This window comes from Humibacter ginsengisoli, assembly GCF_054780095.1.
Genome location: NZ_BAAGWZ010000001.1, coordinates 232,851 through 249,824, shown reverse-complemented (window position 1 = coordinate 249,824; position 16,974 = coordinate 232,851). Strand labels below are relative to the sequence as shown.

General features: G+C 62.0%; 15 protein-coding genes. 10 read left to right on the top strand and 5 right to left on the bottom strand.

Features of this window, described 5'->3' with window-relative positions; genetic code table 11:
• Nucleotides 1–25: 25 nt before the first annotated feature.
• Genes ACYVI5_RS00880 through ACYVI5_RS00840 form a run of 9 tightly spaced genes read left to right on the top strand, consistent with a single transcriptional unit; the run spans nucleotide 26 to nucleotide 9,923 of the window.
• Entirely contained in the window at nucleotides 26–1,888 is a 1,863-nt protein-coding gene (locus ACYVI5_RS00880) for a sugar transferase (protein ID WP_460578607.1), read from the top strand.
• Nucleotides 1,885–2,691, top strand: coding sequence for a GNAT family N-acetyltransferase (locus ACYVI5_RS00875; protein ID WP_460578606.1), 807 nt, complete (start codon nucleotides 1,885–1,887; stop codon nucleotides 2,689–2,691). The genes ACYVI5_RS00880 and ACYVI5_RS00875 overlap by 4 nt, the downstream gene beginning before the upstream one ends.
• On the top strand, nucleotides 2,666–3,616 hold the full coding sequence (locus ACYVI5_RS00870; protein ID WP_460578605.1) for an aspartate aminotransferase family protein: 951 nt from the start codon (nucleotides 2,666–2,668) through the stop codon (nucleotides 3,614–3,616). Before ACYVI5_RS00875 ends, ACYVI5_RS00870 begins: the two co-directional genes overlap by 26 nt.
• A complete protein-coding gene (locus tag ACYVI5_RS00865; RefSeq protein WP_460578604.1) occupies nucleotides 3,613–4,671 on the top strand; it encodes a GNAT family N-acetyltransferase in 1,059 nt (352 codons plus the stop codon). The genes ACYVI5_RS00870 and ACYVI5_RS00865 overlap by 4 nt, the downstream gene beginning before the upstream one ends.
• A gap of 48 nt (nucleotides 4,672–4,719) precedes the next feature.
• A complete protein-coding gene (locus tag ACYVI5_RS00860; RefSeq protein ID WP_460578603.1) occupies nucleotides 4,720–5,775 on the top strand; it encodes an SDR family NAD(P)-dependent oxidoreductase in 1,056 nt (351 codons plus the stop codon).
• Complete coding sequence (locus ACYVI5_RS00855; RefSeq protein WP_460578602.1) at nucleotides 5,772–6,866, top strand: polysaccharide biosynthesis C-terminal domain-containing protein; 1,095 nt, start codon at nucleotides 5,772–5,774, stop codon at nucleotides 6,864–6,866. The genes ACYVI5_RS00860 and ACYVI5_RS00855 overlap by 4 nt, the downstream gene beginning before the upstream one ends.
• Nucleotides 6,863–7,996, top strand: coding sequence for a UDP-N-acetyl glucosamine 2-epimerase (gene wecB, locus ACYVI5_RS00850; protein WP_460578601.1), 1,134 nt, complete (start codon nucleotides 6,863–6,865; stop codon nucleotides 7,994–7,996). Before ACYVI5_RS00855 ends, wecB begins: the two co-directional genes overlap by 4 nt.
• A gap of 32 nt (nucleotides 7,997–8,028) precedes the next feature.
• Nucleotides 8,029–8,673 carry a NeuD/PglB/VioB family sugar acetyltransferase gene (locus ACYVI5_RS00845; RefSeq protein WP_460578600.1) on the top strand — a complete coding sequence of 215 codons (645 nt, stop codon included), beginning with the start codon at nucleotides 8,029–8,031 and terminating at the stop codon, nucleotides 8,671–8,673.
• Nucleotides 8,670–9,923, top strand: coding sequence for a hypothetical protein (locus ACYVI5_RS00840; protein WP_460578599.1), 1,254 nt, complete (start codon nucleotides 8,670–8,672; stop codon nucleotides 9,921–9,923). Before ACYVI5_RS00845 ends, ACYVI5_RS00840 begins: the two co-directional genes overlap by 4 nt.
• Here ACYVI5_RS00840 and ACYVI5_RS00835 read toward each other — a convergent pair.
• The 4 genes from ACYVI5_RS00835 to gmd are packed head-to-tail and all read right to left on the bottom strand — an operon-like array spanning nucleotide 9,883 to nucleotide 14,456.
• A complete protein-coding gene (locus tag ACYVI5_RS00835; RefSeq protein ID WP_460578598.1) occupies nucleotides 9,883–11,118 on the bottom strand; it encodes an MATE family efflux transporter in 1,236 nt (411 codons plus the stop codon). The genes ACYVI5_RS00840 and ACYVI5_RS00835 overlap by 41 nt on opposite strands.
• A 34-nt stretch (nucleotides 11,119–11,152) precedes the next feature.
• A complete protein-coding gene (locus tag ACYVI5_RS00830) occupies nucleotides 11,153–12,262 on the bottom strand; it encodes a DegT/DnrJ/EryC1/StrS family aminotransferase (protein ID WP_460578597.1) in 1,110 nt (369 codons plus the stop codon).
• Nucleotides 12,259–13,449 (bottom strand): glycosyltransferase family 4 protein, encoded by a 1,191-nt coding sequence (locus ACYVI5_RS00825; protein WP_460578596.1) that lies wholly within the window; start codon nucleotides 13,447–13,449, stop codon nucleotides 12,259–12,261. Before ACYVI5_RS00825 ends, ACYVI5_RS00830 begins: the two co-directional genes overlap by 4 nt.
• Nucleotides 13,446–14,456, bottom strand: coding sequence for a GDP-mannose 4,6-dehydratase (gene gmd / locus ACYVI5_RS00820; RefSeq protein WP_460578595.1), 1,011 nt, complete (start codon nucleotides 14,454–14,456; stop codon nucleotides 13,446–13,448). Before gmd ends, ACYVI5_RS00825 begins: the two co-directional genes overlap by 4 nt.
• Nucleotides 14,457–14,532: 76 nt before the next feature.
• On the opposite strand from gmd, the gene ACYVI5_RS00815 reads away from it, so the two are divergent.
• Nucleotides 14,533–15,717: a glycosyltransferase family protein gene (locus ACYVI5_RS00815; RefSeq protein ID WP_460578594.1), complete on the top strand. Its 1,185-nt coding sequence runs from the start codon at nucleotides 14,533–14,535 to the stop codon at nucleotides 15,715–15,717.
• Here ACYVI5_RS00815 and ACYVI5_RS00810 read toward each other — a convergent pair.
• Entirely contained in the window at nucleotides 15,704–16,972 is a 1,269-nt protein-coding gene (locus tag ACYVI5_RS00810) for a nucleotide sugar dehydrogenase (RefSeq protein WP_460578593.1), read from the bottom strand. The two genes, ACYVI5_RS00815 and ACYVI5_RS00810, sit on opposite strands and share 14 nt — an antisense overlap.
• Nucleotides 16,973–16,974: the final 2 nt, after the last annotated feature.

The window sequence follows — 16,974 nt, the reverse complement described above, 5'->3', positions numbered from 1 at the left end:
GCGGCCGAATGGGAGCTACGGACTGATGAAGATCCTCATGATTACTCAATGGTTCGATCCTGAGCCGACCTTCAAAGGGCTGCTGTTCGCCAAAGAGTTGATCCGACTCGGTCACGACGTGCAGGTTGTCACCGGATATCCGAACTACCCAGGTGGCAAGATCTACGACGGCTATCGCATCTCCGGATATCGCAAGGAAAGCGTGGACGGTGTGCCCGTTCTCCGGGTGCCCCTGTACCCGAGCCACGACGGCTCGGCGGTCAAGCGGATCGGCAACTATGTTTCATACGCCATCGCAGCCGCTTTCGGCGTTCTCGCCGCTCGTCGACCCGACGTCGCGTACGTGTACCACCCGCCGGCGACAGTCAGCATTCCGGCGATGGTATTGAAGGTCTTCAAGGGCGTTCCGTATGTCTACGACGTGCAGGATCTCTGGCCGGACACCCTTGCCGCAACCGGAATGCTCACGCACCCTCGTGCCCTAGCAGTCGTCGGGCGCGTGATGAAACGCGTGTACACGAGCGCCGCACGCGTTGTCGTTCTCTCTGATGGCTTCAAGAACGCTCTGGTCGCGCGCGGCGTGCCACGCCGCAAGCTTGCCGTCATCCCGAACTGGGCAGACGAGGCACAGATTGATGTTGGCTCCGATACCTCGTACGCGTCATCTCCTGACGACGAAGCCTTCCCCGACGGCCGATTCGTGATCACCTTCGCCGGCAACCTCGGCAAGGCACAAGGGTTAGGCACGCTTCTCGACGCCGCGGAGCTACTACGCGACCGGGCGGACATCGGCTTCGTGCTCGTGGGAGACGGCCTGGAACGGAACGCCCTCAAGGCCGAGGCGCAGCAACGGGAACTGTCGAACGTGACATTCCTTCCGCGCCGCCCCATCTCAGAGATCGGCCCGCTCCTGACTCGCTCGGATGCTCTGCTCGTTCACCTCAAGGATGACCCGCTATTCGGCATCACGATCCCCTCCAAGACTCAGGCCTACCTGATGGCCGGGCGGCCGATCCTCATGGGTGTACGCGGCGACGCGGCACGGATGGTGGAAGAGGCCGGCGCTGGACGAACTTTCGACCCGGAGAACGCGCAGCAACTGGCCGAAGTCGTGCGGGAGATCGCTGCCCTTGACCCTGTTGCGCGCGACGAGCTTGGCCGAGCCGGCCAACGCTATTACAGCGAGCACCTCTCCCTGCGTGTCGGTGCCACCCGATTCGCCCGCGTACTCGAGGTAGCTAGCCTCTCGAAACCGCATGTGCTCGCAGCCAAGCGCGCCTGCGATGTCGTCGCCTCGAGCGTGGGGTTGGTTGTATTCTCCCTCCCCATTGCGGCGCTCTCCCTCGCAGTCCGGCGCAAGCTCGGGAGTCCCGTGATGTTCCGCCAGGTCAGGCCGGGACGCTACGGCGAGCCGTTCGAGCTTGTGAAGTTCCGCACCATGACCGACGCAACTGACGAGTCCGGAGCGCCGCTGCCCGACGGCGAACGTCTCACCGCATTCGGGCGACTCTTGCGGTCGACGAGCGCTGACGAACTACCGAGCCTCTGGAACGTACTACGGGGGGACATGTCACTAGTCGGCCCCCGCCCGCTCCTGGTTCGTTACACCGAGCACTTCACTGAAGAGGAGATGCTCAGGCTGGAGGTACGCCCGGGGGTCACTGGCCTAGCACAGATCAACGGACGCAATACCGCCTCGTGGGATTCACGGCTCGCCGACGACGTAGCCTATGTCCGCTCCCTTTCACTGCGGCTCGACTTACGGATCGTCGCTCAAACAATCGCACGCGTCTTCAAACGTTCGGGTGTGGTGGAAGACCCAGAATCCGTCATGCGGAACCTTGATGACGAACGCCTGGCGGCCCGAGAACGGCCGGTTTCTCGATGATCCGCCGCCTCCGAAGTGAGGACATCCCGGTAGTCACAGCGATGATACGTGAGTCCTTCTCCCCGTCCCTGTGGCCATATATGACGGCGACCCAACACGGAATAGGTGCGTTTCTCGAAGTAGCTATCCGCTACCCTCGCTCGGTCGAACCACGACATCTCGTTGTTGCAGTCGGGGAGGGCACGGACGTGCCAGCCGGGTTCGCTGATTTCAAGGCTGGCCCCGACGGGTCTGCCGTGCTGTCGTACATCTGTGTCGCCCCGTCCGCCCGCGGCCAAGGGCTCGCGACCGCCATGTTCCAGGACTTTCTTGGCGCCTACCCCAATCTTCGTACGATCGCATTGGACACATTTCGAGAAAACGAGAGGGCACGTTCCCTCTATGAACACTGGGGGTTCTCGGCTGTGACAACGGCCTCGTGGGTCACCCGTCCGCTCCCGCCCGCGGCGGAGCCGCCTCGCGTGAGTGGTTTGCCGGTTTCACTCGCCGCGCACAACAGTTATGGGTTTTGCGAGTTACAACTTGATCCGCCCGGCATCGCACCCAAGCTCGGCGTGCTCGGCGAGACGGTTCTGCGCTGCTTTTCACGTGACACCTTCGAAGACGACGCTCTCCTCGGGAGTGCTCGCGGACTTCTCGGTAGTCTCACCACAGCCTTCGCCGTCGTGCCCGAGTCCGTCGAAGAGAAGCTGGATGTCCCCCACGATGTCCTTCTTCTCTCCGACAGGATGAGTCTCAACGTCGGCCGGGCTGAACCCATCCGTGAGGAGCGATCAAATGATCGTGCAGAAAACCGCGCTTGAAGTAAGCACGGCTCGCCGGCCAACGCTGTTCTACGAATCTGCGCGAGCGGGCATGCGCGACTTCCTGACCAACACGCTGAAATCGCCGGATGAAGGCGTGCTACTCCCTGGCTACATCGGCCAATCTCCTCGCGAAGGCAGCGGAGTACTCGATCCCGTGCGCGAGGTCGGTGTACGAAGAGGGTTCTACGATCTTCGGAGCGACCTGACCGTGAACCTCGACGACCTGCAACGCGCGCTCGCCGAGCAGATCTACCGCGTGGTGGTGGTAATTCACTACTTCGGCCGTAGCGAGCCACGGATAGCGGAGGTGCGCGCTCTAGCCGACAAGTATGGAGCGTTGCTGGTCGAAGATCTCGCCCACGGGTTCTTTACTGCTCACGTCAGCGGAGGCGCCGGGAAACATGGTCACGTCACCCTGTACTCGCTGCACAAGATGTTCCCGTTCGCCGATGGCGGGATGGTGCAATATCTATGCCCGGAGCTGATGACCCGGCAGGCGTCCAGTCGCCCGGAACTGGCTCAACGCCTCCTCGACTACGACTGGGGTGGGATTGCGCACACGCGGCGACGCGTCTTCCTGGAGCTGACCGATCGTCTCGCATCGCTGCCCGAGCGGGGACGCGACTTCGAGCTGCTCTGGCCGAGCCTGGCATACAACGACGTCCCTCAAACACTTCCAGTCGTGGTTCTCGGGGACGGGCGCGACAACATCTACTTCGGCATGAATGCCGACGGTTACGGTGTGGTGAGTCTCTACCACACACTCATCGAGGAGTGTCAGGGCCGTTTCCCGGAACTGACAACGCTCTCGCGTCACATACTCAACTTCCCGGTCCACCAGGATGTCCAGACCGGCGACCTCGGGGGCATGATCGAGTCCTTCCGACGTCACCTCGCCAGTGAGCCAAGGGCGGCCTCATGATCGACACAGAGTTCAGAGTGCTCGACTCGTCCCAACCAAACGAGCGGCAGGATTGGCTCGATCATTGGAACAGCTGGGCCGCACGGGAGGTTCAAGCGCATCCCGCGTACGTCTCACTGTTCGCGGAAGAGCACAGTCGGGCTTTGGCCGCGGTCGTACACTCTGACGCGGGTTCAGTGCTCTTTCCCTTCGTCCTTCGGCGCGTGCCCTCGACAGCTGCCGGCCAAACTGACCTCACCGACATCATCACTCCGTACGGGTACGGCGGCGCCTACGCCTGGGACGTGGTAGACCGGAACGCGCTCGCGCATGATTTCTGGCGCGCTTTCGCGGGCTGGTCCGTCGACAATCGAGTCGTAACAGAGTTCGTACGGCTGAGCCTGTTCGACGACGCGCTGTTGCCCTATCCAACTGAGCCGACGGTGAAGCAGGACAACATCGTCGTCGACCTCGGGCGCACGCCGGAGGACCTCTGGATGAGTTTCGAGCACAAGGTGCGCAAAAACGTCAACAAGGCGCGCCGCTCCGGTATCGAGGTCCGAGTCGACACAACAGGTGCGTTGTTCGACGACTTTGCCAGCATTTACACCGCGACGATGGACCGGCGAGGCGCCGCGAGCAGCTACTACTTCGGGCCGGACTTCTTCGCGACAATCCATGGTGAGCTTCCAGGACAATTCGTCTACTTCCACGCACTCCAGGACAACATCGTCGTCTCAACAGAGTTGGTGCTGCTGTCGGCAAAAAGCGTCTACTCATTCCTTGGCGGAACACTCGGCGAGGCTTTCGCGTCGCGGCCGAACGACGCCTTGAAAGTCGAGATAATGCGTTGGGCAGCCGAGTCCGGGCGGCGCTGGTTTGTGCTCGGCGGAGGATACGCTCCCGACGATGGGATCTTTCGGTACAAGCGCTCGTTCGCGCCGGACGGCGTCCGCCCCTTCAAGGTCGGGACACGAATCATTAACGACGAGGAATACCGGCGGCTGAGCCACGCGCACGCCGCTTCAAGTGCTGCGTCGGACCGGGACGGCTTCTTCCCCGCGTACCGGGCTTGAACCTTCCGCTGAACAACAGCAAGAGAACCCCAAGTCAAGGAGAGACCGGTGAGCGAAACGGAGTACGCGAACAAGCGCGTTCTCATCACAGGCGGAACAGGGTCATTCGGTCACACTGTTGCCGAGAAGCTCCTTTCCCGCGACGTGGCAGAGGTCCGTATCCTCAGCCGCGATGAGGCCAAGCAGGATCTTATGCGCCACGAACTGCAGGACTCTCGTGCTCGGTTCTACGTCGGCGACGTTCGTGATTTCGACAGCGTGGCACGCGCCGTCAAAGACGTGGACTACGTGTTCCATGCGGCCGCCCTCAAGCAGGTGCCTTCGTGCGAGTTCTTCCCGATGGAGGCCGTGAAGACCAACGTGGTCGGCAGTGAGAACGTCGTACGAGCCTCTGAGGCGGCCGGCGTCCAATCGCTCGTCTGCTTGAGTACGGATAAGGCCGTCTACCCCGTCAACGCGATGGGCATGAGCAAGGCGATGATGGAGAAGGTGGCCCAGTCGCACGGGCTCAATAACCCACACGCCGAGACCACCGTATGCTGCGTGCGCTACGGCAACGTGATGTACTCGCGGGGGTCTGTCATCCCGCTCTTTATCCGCCAGCTGAAGTCCGGTGGAAAGCTGACGGTGACCAATCTGGATATGACACGGTTCATGATGTCGCTGGCCCAATCGGTTGACCTCGTCGAGTTCGCGTTTCGCCATGCCGAGCAAGGCGACCTCTTCATCCGCAAGGCACCCGCGTGCACCATCGGCGATTTGGCGAGAGCCGTAGCGAACCTCTTCCACGTTTCCCCTCAGATCGAGGTGATCGGCACTCGGCACGCCGAGAAGGTCTCTGAGGTACTGGCCAGCCGCGAGGAATTGGCGCGCGCTACCGACCACGGCGACTATTTCAAAATCTCCGCGGACAAGCGAAACCTGAACTACAACGTGTATGTCGAAGAAGGCGACACAACGCAGACCGAATATTCCGATTACGACTCGCACACAACAACACGTCTGTCCGTCTCCGAGGTCGAGGAGATGCTCCTCGACCTCCCGGAGGTCAGGACCGAGTTGCTTGCGGCCGGGATCGAGCCGGCGCGGACGGCCGTCCCGTGACGATCGCCGTAAGCGGAGCAGGCGGGTTTCTCGGCTGGCATACCCGGTGTGCCGCGCACGCTCTGGGGCTGCCGGCCAGCACGCTCAGGGTGGGAGCCCGGTTCGACATCGCGGCTGCGGCTGACACGGTCTCGGGCGCTTCCCGTCTCGTGCACATCGCCGGCGTCAACCGTGGGTCGGAAGAGGACGTGCTCGACGGCAACCTGCTCTTCGCCCGGCAGATCGCCGAGGCAGTGGAGCGAGCAGCATGCCCACCCTCGGTGGTGGTCTTCGCCGACTCGATCCAGGCCGGTAACGGCACGGTCTATGGTGAGGCGAAGGCGAAGGCGGCCGACATCCTTCATTCTGCCGCCGAGCGCGCCGGTGCCATGTTCATCGATGAACGACTGCCCAACTTGTTCGGCGAACACGGCCTGCCGTACTACAACTCCGTAGTCGCGACGTTCGCCCACCAGATCGCGGTCGGCGAGACGCCCCGCCTCGACGTGGATCAGGAGCTCGCGCTCTTGCACGCTCAGAATGCTGCGGACCTACTTCTGGGTGCGCTCACGCAGGAGGCTGCCGCGAAGTTGCAGGTTCGGGAGACCGTCTCTGGCATCCTGTCCCGACTAACGGCGATCGCAGAGACCTATGCGCGCGGCGGCCAGATCCCGGACTTGTCATCGCACTTTGACCGAGACCTGTTCAACACGTACCGCGCCGCAGCCTTCGCGTCGACGACGCCCATTCCGCTCGACCGGCACGCGGACGCGCGCGGATCGTTCTTCGAGGTCGTTCGCGCCCAGGGTGGCCCTGGCCAGACCTCGTTCTCGACAACATCCCCGACGATAACGCGAGGGCAGCACTACCACCGTCGCAAAGTCGAGCGCTTTACTGTGCTTGCCGGCGAGGCGGTCATTGCGTTGCGACGGCTTTTCACTACCGAGGTGCACACGTTCAGCGTGACGAGCGAGTCGCCCGTCAGTATCGACATGCCGACGTTGTGGGCGCACAACATCACCAACGTAGGCGATTCACCGCTGTGTACATCCTTCTGGTCCAATGAGCTATTCGATCCCCAACGCCCAGACACAATCCCGGAGCACGTATGACCACGCCTCTAATCAAAGTGCTTACGGTCGTCGGCACCCGCCCGGAGATAATCCGACTCGCAGCCACGATCAAACTGCTCGACGAGACGACCGATCACATACTGGTACACACGGGCCAGAACTATGACTACGAGCTCAACGAGGTGTTCTTCGAAGATCTCGGGCTGCGCCGACCCGACCACTTCTTAGAAGCAGACACGAGCTCCCTCGGTGCTGTTCTTGGGTCGGTGCTCACCAAGATCGAGGCCGTGCTACTCGCGGAGAAGCCTGATGCCATGGTTGTGCTCGGGGACACCAACAGTTGTATCTCTGCCCTCATGGCGCGCCGGCTGAAAATTCCCGTCTACCACATGGAAGCCGGCAATCGATGCTTCGATGAAAACGTGCCGGAAGAAGTCAACCGTCGCATGGTTGACCATGTCTCCGACTACAACTTGGTGTACACAGAGCACGCCCGCCGGAACCTCCTCGCCGAAGGTATCCACCCGTCACGGATTCTGCTTACGGGGTCGCCCCTGCGTGAGGTTCTCGCGGCGAACGGGGAGGCCATAGCAACAAACAACGTCGTCCAAAGGCAGGGTCTTACCGAGGGCGGGTACTTTCTCGTGAGCCTGCACCGCGAGGAGAACGTCGACAACCCGGACCGACTCACGTCTGTACTGAGCGCGCTGAACAGCCTCGCGGATGAATATGACGCCCCAGTTCTGGTTTCGACACATCCGCGCACGAAAAAGCGCCTCGAATCACAGCCGACCGATCTTAAGTCGAGGCTGCGCTTCCATCCACCGTTCGGCTTCAACGATTATGTGCGGCTTCAACAGTCAGCAAAGCTTGTCCTTTCCGACAGCGGCACCATCAGTGAGGAGTCGAGCATTCTCGGCTTCCCTGCCGTCACCCTTCGCGACGCGATCGAGCGCCCCGAGGCGCTCGACGCCGGGGCGATTGTGATGGCGGGTGTCGCGACCGACGACGTTCTGCGGTCCGTGCGCCTTGTGCTCGGGCGCGGGGAGCGGCGGCGAAAAGCGGAGTTGCCAACGGGTTACGAAATCGACGACACGTCTTCGCGGGTTGTTGCCTTCATCCACTCGACCGCGACTCGCCATCACCAACGCGCGGGTATCCGCCGATGACAATTCCCCTGCTTACGGTGGGTCCCACGCAGGTGGTCATCATCGGCGGAGGCGGCTTCGCACGAGAGACCCTCGACGTTATCGAGGCGCACAATAATGCGCGCCCCGAGGTCGCGATCGAGGTAGTGGCTGTAGTCGATGCAACGCTAGACGCCGACGCCGGAGCGCTACTGGCGGCCCGTTCCAGACCTGTCTCGGTCTTCGGCGGTGATGAGGAGTGGCTCCTGGAGGGCGACCCTTCTATTCCTTACCTGGTATGCGTGGGCGACCCAGCCGCAAAGAAGCGCATTGACGAGCGCTACCAAGCTGCGGGCCTACGGAGCCACCCCGGAGTTGTACATCCCAGAGCGTGCCTCGGCACGGAGGTTACGTTGGGGAAGGGATCGGTGATCTGCGCCGGTGCCCAGCTCTCAACGAACGTTCGTACCGGTCGGCACGTTCATGTGAACCCGAACGCGACTATCGGACACGACGTCGTATTAGCAGACCACGTATCGGTGAATCCTGGAGCGGTCGTCTCTGGCAACGTTTTCGTTGAAGAGGCCGTGCTCATTGGTGCGGGCGCCGTGGTGCTCGAGCGTCTGCGGGTTGGCTCAAGCAGTGTCGTGGGGGCGGCTGCCTGTGTCGTGCGCGACGTTCCCCCTAGAACCACCGTAAAAGGGGTTCCGGCGCGATGAACGCGCCGGAACCCCTTGCACCGGTAGGCGGCGGCGCGCGTCATACTCCGGAGGCTTCCTCCTCGAAGCCGAAGCCTCAGGTAAAAGGACGCGTCCTGCAACTCTTTCCGGCGAGCTTGTTCGTTGTCGCACCCTACTTCGGCTTCATCATTCCGATTGCGATCATCGAGTCCAATCCCAAACTCTCATTCCTCCTGGGGCTGCTCGCGCTTGCACTGCTCGGCACATTCGCTGCCGAGACGCTCCTGCTACCACTCCGCCTCCGTAGGACCTCAGGGGTGCTGGCAACAGCGCCGCGCAGCACGGCGCTCAAAGTCACGACTGTTGCAGTGATTGCGGTGGCCGCATTGGCACGGATTGCGTTCGTCGCATCAGGCGGCGGATCGCTACTGTCACAGTTGACCGGTCAGCAGCGATCCGCCTTTACCAGCGTCGCGGGCCTGTTCGCATCGTGGAATCTGTTCGCGGTCGGCCTTCTCTTTGCTTGCGCGATGCAAGGAATATATCCCAAGCGGGTCGCGTGGCTCGGCACACTTATGCTCGCCCTCATCGAGCTGTGGGGTGCCTTACAGACCACTGTTACAGCACCATTGGTGCAATTTGTCACCGCGGTACTGCTTTTCGCGCTCCTCATGGGCTTTGTTCGCCTGCGAACGCTGGCTATCGCCCTGCTTCTCGTACTGCTTGCTTGGCCCACTCTCTTCTCGCTGAGGAATGCGCTCCGTGTTGAGGTTGGAGCATCGGTAGACAAATCGGTTTCAGCGTGGGACCGCTTGCGATTCGACGAACAGCTCACCGCGGTTGCGCAATTCAACGTGCCCGTCAATGCGGGGCAATTGGACGCATTCCAGGTGATTCGATACGGCATTGTGCCGCGCGTCCTAGACCCAGGACGGCCCGACATTTCCTCGGCACGCCTGATCAACCAGATCCTTGGCGGTTCCTCGACTTCGTCGTTCAACTTCCTCTCGATCGGGACGCTGTACTTCTTCTACGGGCCGATTGCGATCGTCGTTTTCTATTTCGTGGCTGCAGTGGTGTTCTGCTTGCTGGTGAGCCGCGCCGTCCGCGCCGGGCCGATCGCGCTCTGTATGGTTGTGCTGGCCGCATCACTTCTCTTCGGCTGGTCCTCGACGTTCCCGGACACGGTGGTTGGTTACCTGCAGGCCCTCGTCTCGTTCGTGCCGATCCTCGTCGTGCTACTTGCGTTCAGGCCGCGGGCACAGCGCCCCGGTCCGTCGCTCGACTGAGCTGCCAATAGCTCGTCCACCAGATCAAGACATTGAGCACGGCAAGCGCTGCCATGGCCCAGGCCGCGCCGGGAGCGCCCATCGTCGCTGCCGCCACGATCACAATGAATGGGCGAGGGATCCCGACTGAGAGCCGCAAAGCAAGTGACCGTGACCCAGCGAGTCGCGAGCGGTGTCCCGCCGACGCGATGTTGCCCACAAGTGCCAGAACGGACTCAATCGCCAACGCAGGGAGCAGCGGTGCCGCTGCGTGCCACGTCGCGCCGAGTAGAACCGTGCCGACAGAGGTCGGCAAGAGGCAAAGCAATGCAGCCGGGACGCCCAGCGCCACCGCCAGAGCCAGTGCGATTCCCGCGGCACGGCTGAACTCGTAGCGGCCACCGACGCGCCGAGCGCGAGTGAGGTAGGGGATGATCAAAGAGCGCACAGTCGTAGACAGAAGGCTCACCGGACCGAGGATCGTACCTCCGCCGCGCAGCGCCCCGACTGTCGTCGCCGAACTCGTCACACCGAGCAGCGCCGTGCTGAGGGCCGATCCACCGGATCCCGCGGCGTAATCGAGGGAAAAGAGCCACGCAGCCCGGGTCTCTTCCGCATGCCGCGCCCACCAGGGTGCCAGCGACAGCCGGGCCCGCAACGCGGAGACATAGCCGATGAACGCGCCGCTCACCGCCCAGACTGCGAAGACAACGAGAGGGTCGAAGTGCCCAAACAACGAGGCGACTGCCACAGCCCCGGCAACCGCAGACCACAGAGTGCCCTGTACGAGGGAAGTTTGCGCTCTGTACAGAGCTGCCTCCACCGTACGGAGATAGTCCAGGCAGACTAGGCCATTCAGCGTGACCGCCAGTATGACTATGTACGCATTCTCGGCGATGAGCCCGACGACCACCAACACGGCGGCGGCGGCGATCGATACGAGCGCGGCCCGGCGGAAGCCGCGACCGTTGCTACTCTCTGTTGGTTCGACGGCCAGCGTGGTCTCAGTAATCGCAGCTCGTATCAGCCCGATGGCGAAAAGGTACACCACCATAGCGATGGAGAACTGACCAAAACCCCAGGTGTCCGAACTGCGAGCGATCGCGACGGAGAGTAGCAGGCTGGTCAGACTCACGAAGCCGTTCGCCGCGATCGCGAAGATCACTCGGCGTCGCCCCAAGGCCTTGTCCGCGAAGGCTCTTATGTCTCTGCTCAACGGACCAGCAGACCGCTGCTCGTCAGTGAATGCATTACTGTTCCCGCTCGACGATGGAGGAGAGGCGAACACAGACTAGGTCCACCTCCTCTTCGGTTAGGCCGGGGAACGTCGGCAGGCTGATTCCTTCTCGGCCGATGCGCGAGCTTACGGGTGTGGTCGTGGCTGCAATAGCGTCAGAGACATACGGCATGTCCTGCATCGGAACGAACGCGGGGCGCGTTTCGATGCCCTCTTGCGCGAGCATTTCGATCGCGCCCTCTCGGTCGTCGGCCGACCACCCGTCGATACACACCGTCATCATCCAGGGAGAGCGCTCGGCACCCGAGGCAACCTGCTGTAGTCGGATCCGGGGAACGTTGGCCAGGCGCTTCTCATACCAGTCGAGAACGAGCCGCCGCTGCGATACTAGGTCGTCCAAGCGCTCGAGCTGGCCACAGAGGATCGCGGCTGCCAAGTTGGTCATTCTGTAGTTGTAGCCGAGCACATCGTGAAAGTACCGGCGCGTAGTGGAGTTGCCCTGATTGCGTAGCTGACGGACAACGCCGTCATAGTCGCCGTTGCCGGTCGTGACCGCGCCGCCTTCGCCGGAGGTGACTACCTTGTTGCCGAAAAACGAGAAGACGGAGATGTCGGCGATGGAACCGGTCGGTCGGCCGTCGAAGCTCCCGCCGATCGACTCTGCGGCGTCCGCAATGAGGACGATCTCACGGGGTCCTGTCAGTCGACGCAGCGCTGCGTAGTCGGCCAGGTTGCCGTAGAGGTCGACTGCGACTACTGCGCGCGTCCGTGCCGTTATAGCGCGCTCGACCTCATTTGGGTCGATGTTCCAGGTCATCGGGTCGACATCCACCAAAACCGGCCGGGCGCCAATATAGAGCGCCGCATTCATCGTCGCTACATAGCTCAGGCTGGGCATTACGATTTCGTCGCCCGGGCCGACGCCTGCGGCAAGAAGTGCGAGGTGCAAGCCCACCGTCCCATTGCTTACCACCGCAGCGCGCTCAGCCCCGGTCGCCTCCCGTAACGCCTCCTCGGCGCGCTCGACGAACGTGCCACGCGAAGATATCCAGCCGCTGTCGAAGGCATCGAGTAGGTAAGCGCGCTCGAGCGCAGTGAGGCTTGGAGCCGAGATCGGAATCATCGTACCGTCGCCTCCGGCTGCAGGTCCGTCGGTTGCTCTCCAACCCCGGCTACCCAGGCAAAGACACGATGATAGTCGGACGCTGTAGAGTCCCACGTGCGTTGTCCGACTATGTTTGCAGGGCCTTCCAACGCCATAACGCGTTCTTCGTAAGACGCCATCGTCGCTGTCACGGCGTCGGCCAGAGCTCGTTCATCGCGTGCACGGAAGGTCCAGTCTCTTACCGGTAGCCCCAGGTGTCGTACCTGCGCCGTGAGCGGAGCGATGTCCGAAGAGACGAATGGGATTCGACGAATGACGGCCTCGAGTACCGGCCCGCTTGCTGCCTCCCACAGCGATGGCATCACGAGAATGTCCGCCTCGTCGTATGCCTTATCCAGATGGTCCTCATCGACGTATCCGCGCCATTCGATTCGGCTTGCAACCCCGAGCTGCTCAGCGAGCATGCGCACGAAACGCCCGTGTTCATTCTCGACTCCAGTGAGGATCAGCCGCGCGCCGGGAAGAAGTGGGAGCGCGCGAATGAGCGTCTCGTGATTTTTGTGCTCGGTGATATACGCAGGGTAGAGCAAGGTCACGTCCCCTGTCGGCGTCTTCCGACGCTCCCGGGGCGGGCCTGCGTTGAGTACGGGTAGCGGGATCTGGAAAGCCTTCTCGCGCGCTTCAGGAAACCGCTCGAGCAGTGACTCATAAGGATGCGGCCAGCTGCAGACAATCGCCTTCGCACTCTGGACGTTTTGTGCGATTATCCGTTGATCCATCACGGAGGCCAGCTGTGGTTCGAAGACTCGAAGATCGTGGACGGTCACGACACTGTTCGTTGCGGTCGCCAGGCTTCGATGGAACGGGTACCAGACCACGTTGTTGCCCGCCTCGGATCGGACCGCCGCGCTGCGGATCCGGCGAACCGCGCCGACCAGTCGACTGGTCTTAAGCGACGGGGGAAGGATCGATCGCAAGCGAACCTGCCAGGCGCTCCCGGCCGACATGCGCACGGCGACCTCGTCGATTTTCGTTTCGGGCAGCGCCGCCACCCATTCGAGCAAGGTGCCAGACCCCACAAGGCAGCGGAGGTCGGCACCCGATCGAGCGAGACCATCGACGACACCGGTTGCGACCCTGCCGATGCCACCACCAGTCGTCGGCGAAACCGATGTCAGATCGACAATGAACTCAGGCGGCGTCACAGTTCGACTCGGACCAGACGCCCCGCGAGCTCATGCTCAAGTAGCTCCACATCCGCGTCCACCATACGGTGGACGAGTTCCGTGAAGCGGACCCGTGGCTCCCAGCCCAGCTTCTCCTTGGCTTTTGTAGCGTCACCGATGAGCGCATCCACCTCGGCAGGGCGTACGTAGCGAGCATCCTCGACGACATGCTGCCTCCAGTCGAGCCCGACCCGTGCGAAGGCCGCCTCCGCGAACTCACGAACGGTATGCGCCTCCCCCGTCGCCACCACGTAGTCGTCAGGCTCCTCCTGCTGGAGCATCAGCCACATTGCCTCGACGTACTCTGGGGCGAACCCCCAGTCGCGCACCGCATCGAGGTTGCCGAGGCGCAGTTCTGGCTGAAGGCCAGCCGCGATCCGCGCGACCGCGCGGGTGATCTTGCGCGTCACGAAGGTCTCGCCCCTACGTGCGCTCTCGTGGTTGAACAGGATCCCGTTAGAGGCATGGATGCCATACGCTTCGCGGTAGTTCACGGTCGTCCAGTATCCGAACACCTTCGCGGAGCCGTACGGGCTGCGGGGATGGAATGGTGTTGACTCGTTCTGGGGCGGTGGAGTCGACCCAAACATCTCCGACGATGACGCCTGATAGAACCGTATGCGACGACCTGATGCCCGAATGGCTTCCAGCAGTCGTACGGTCCCGAGACCGGTGATATCCGCCGTGTACTCCGGAATCTCGAACGATACGGCGACGTGGCTCTGCGCTCCGAGATGGTATACCTCGTCCGGCTCGATATCGCGTAGCAGATTCGTGATCGACGCCGCATCCGAAAGATCGGCATAGTGCATCGAGAATCGCTCGGGCCGGCGGCCCTCGCCCCTAAGCGCGTCCTCAATCCGAGCGGTGTTGAACGACGATGAGCGGCGCTTCAGTCCGTGGACCTCGTAGCCCTTCGCAAGGAGCAGCTCCACGAGATAGCTGCCATCCTGCCCTGTCGTCCCTGTTACGAGCGCGCTCTTCACGTCGCCTCCTGATCATCGGGTTCATGCGAAGCTTACTGAACGGCGTTTCCCAGCCGCATATCTGAAGGGCTCGTGAGTGTCCAGCATTATCGGTGTATTTGCACCGCTGTTCGCCCCCGCAAAGAATGGCGGCGGACCGATCCGAACTCTACGGGCGCTTGTTTTGGCGGCGCCATCAGACTTTAAGGTCTATGTCCTCACCGGCGATCGGGATTTAGGTGCAACCGAGAGGCTCACCGTCCCATTCAACAACTGGCAGGCAGGGGAGGGTGCGTCCGTGTACTACACGTCAGCCAGCTCGCCCGTCGGGTTGATGCGCGGCTTCCGTGCTCTCCGGGCCGTAAGACCAGAGGTGCTCTACATCAACGGCTACTTCGATCCGCGCTTCTCAATCCTCCCGCAGTTACTATGGCGCTTCGGATTCTGGGGGCGAACGGTTCGCCTTCTCGCCCCGAGAGGGGAGTTTGGTGAGGGGGCGCTGAACCGGCGAGCGCTGAAGAAGCGTGCCTATATTGCGCTGTATCGCCTGTTACGTCTCCACAAAGAGGTCTATTGGCACGCTTCCTCCGAACTGGAAGCGCAGTCGATCCGCGAGCTTTGGGGCGATGATGCCATCATCCTGGTCCGTGAGAACGAGGTCCTTCTTCCCGCCCTCTCTGACAAGCCGCCGTCGATCGGGTCTACCCAAACGTTGGACGTACCACCACTTCATGCAGCGTTCCTCGGTCGCATCGTCGAGCACAAAGGACTCCATCTCGCCCTTGAAGCGCTGACCCAGGTGAAGTCCGCCGTTGAGTTTGACATATATGGTCCGGAGGAGGACGTCCGGTATCTCGAACGTTGCAAAGTGTTGGCGTCACGTGCCCCCGCTCATGTCTCTGTACGCTTTCGAGGCGTTCTCGAGCCAGATCAAACCCGTCAGACGCTCTCGAATTATGACGTGCTTTTGATGCCGACGGCTGGCGAGAATTTCGGCCACGTTATCGCCGAGGCTCTCTCGGTCTCGTGCCCTGTGATCTGTAGCCCGCATACGCCGTGGACCCCAACACTCGAAGCCGGCGGCGGCGCTGTCGTTCCCCTGGTGACCGTCGAGTGGGTGCGCGCCATTCAACAGCGAGCCTCGACTCCGGCTGTTGATCGCCTGAGCGAGCGACAACGCGCAGGCTCCGCCTACGATCAGTGGCGCGACCGGCCCGCGGCGCCGCATGTGTTCGAACTCCTCGAGCGCCTTCGTACTAACGCAAGTTCTAGAGGCGCGTGATAGTTGGCCCCTGAAGACGGTTCTTGGTATCCAGCACAGGAAGCGTGCCGCGCGCGAGCTGGTCAAGATCGAGATCGTCATGATCGGTTACTAGGATCGCTGCGTCCGCGCCTCGAACTAAGGAGGTCATGTCGGCCGCCTGCTCGACTTTGGCCGGCCAGCGCTGCCGCTCTACGTGCCCATCGATCGCCACGATATTCGCACCGTACTCGTCGAGCAGTTCGATCAGCCTAAGGGCCGGCGATTCTCGAATGTCACCCGAGTTCTTCTTATACGCGAGCCCAACGAGTGCGATGCGCGAGCCATTCAGCGCACGCTTGTCGGCGTTCAGAATGGCGATCAGGCGCTCCACCACGTAGTCCGGCATGTGATCGTTGAGGTCGTTCGCCAGTTCAACGAATCGGAAGTTCTGCCCCAGCTTGCGTCGGACTTGCCAGGAAAGATAGCTCGGATCAACGGGCAGACAGTGTCCCCCGACACCAGGACCCGGAGTGAACTTCATATAGCCGAACGGCTTGCTGCTGGCCGCCTCGATTGACTCCCAAACGTTGACGCCCAGCTGGTGCGCGAAGATCGCGAGTTCATTCACAAGCGCGATGTTGACATGTCGAAATGTGTTCTCGAGCAGCTTCGTGAGTTCCGCCTCTTTCGGCCTACTCACGGGCACGGTTCGTTCGACCAGTTTGTTGTAGAACTGTTGGACATGCTCAAGCGAGTCCGGGTTGATGCCTGAAACAACCTTCGGCGTGTTGACGAAGTTCCATGTCTCGTTGCCGGGATCGATCCGCTCCGGGCTGTAGCCGACGAAGAAGTCAGTTCCCGCCCTGAGCCCTGACCCTTCTTCCAAGATCGGTACAACCAACTCCTCCGTGGTACCCGGATACGTCGTTGACTCCAGAATTACGGTTGCACCCTGTTTGAGCCGCGACGAGAGCGACCGGGACGAGTCCTCGATGAAGGTCAGGTCCGGCAGGCTCTCTCGCAGTGGTGTCGGCACGGTGATCACGGCTATGTCGAAGATGTCGCTCTCGTCGTAATCCGTCGTCGCTAGGTAGCGGCCAGTGGCGAGCGCTTCACGCAGCTGCTGGTTCGAGATGTCGTCGACGTACGATACCCCCGACCGCAGGCTTTCGACGCGAGCAGCGTCGAGGTCAACGCCCACCACGTCGTAGCCCACCTCGACCGCACGCATCGCGACGGGGAGGCCCACATATCCTTGGCCCACGACCACCAGCTTGTACGCGTCCGACTTCATTG

Coding starts and splice junctions, on each gene's coding strand:
- ACYVI5_RS00840 (WP_460578599.1), top strand. CDS start 8,670: ATGAACGCGCCGGAACCCCTTGCACCGGTAGGCGGCGGCGCGCGTCAT.
- ACYVI5_RS00830 (WP_460578597.1), bottom strand. CDS start 12,262: ATGATTCCGATCTCGGCTCCAAGCCTCACTGCGCTCGAGCGCGCTTAC.
- ACYVI5_RS00810 (WP_460578593.1), bottom strand. CDS start 16,972: ATGAAGTCGGACGCGTACAAGCTGGTGGTCGTGGGCCAAGGATATGTG.
- ACYVI5_RS00870 (WP_460578605.1), top strand. CDS start 2,666: ATGATCGTGCAGAAAACCGCGCTTGAAGTAAGCACGGCTCGCCGGCCA.
- ACYVI5_RS00875 (WP_460578606.1), top strand. CDS start 1,885: ATGATCCGCCGCCTCCGAAGTGAGGACATCCCGGTAGTCACAGCGATG.
- ACYVI5_RS00865 (WP_460578604.1), top strand. CDS start 3,613: ATGATCGACACAGAGTTCAGAGTGCTCGACTCGTCCCAACCAAACGAG.
- wecB (WP_460578601.1), top strand. CDS start 6,863: ATGACCACGCCTCTAATCAAAGTGCTTACGGTCGTCGGCACCCGCCCG.
- ACYVI5_RS00880 (WP_460578607.1), top strand. CDS start 26: ATGAAGATCCTCATGATTACTCAATGGTTCGATCCTGAGCCGACCTTC.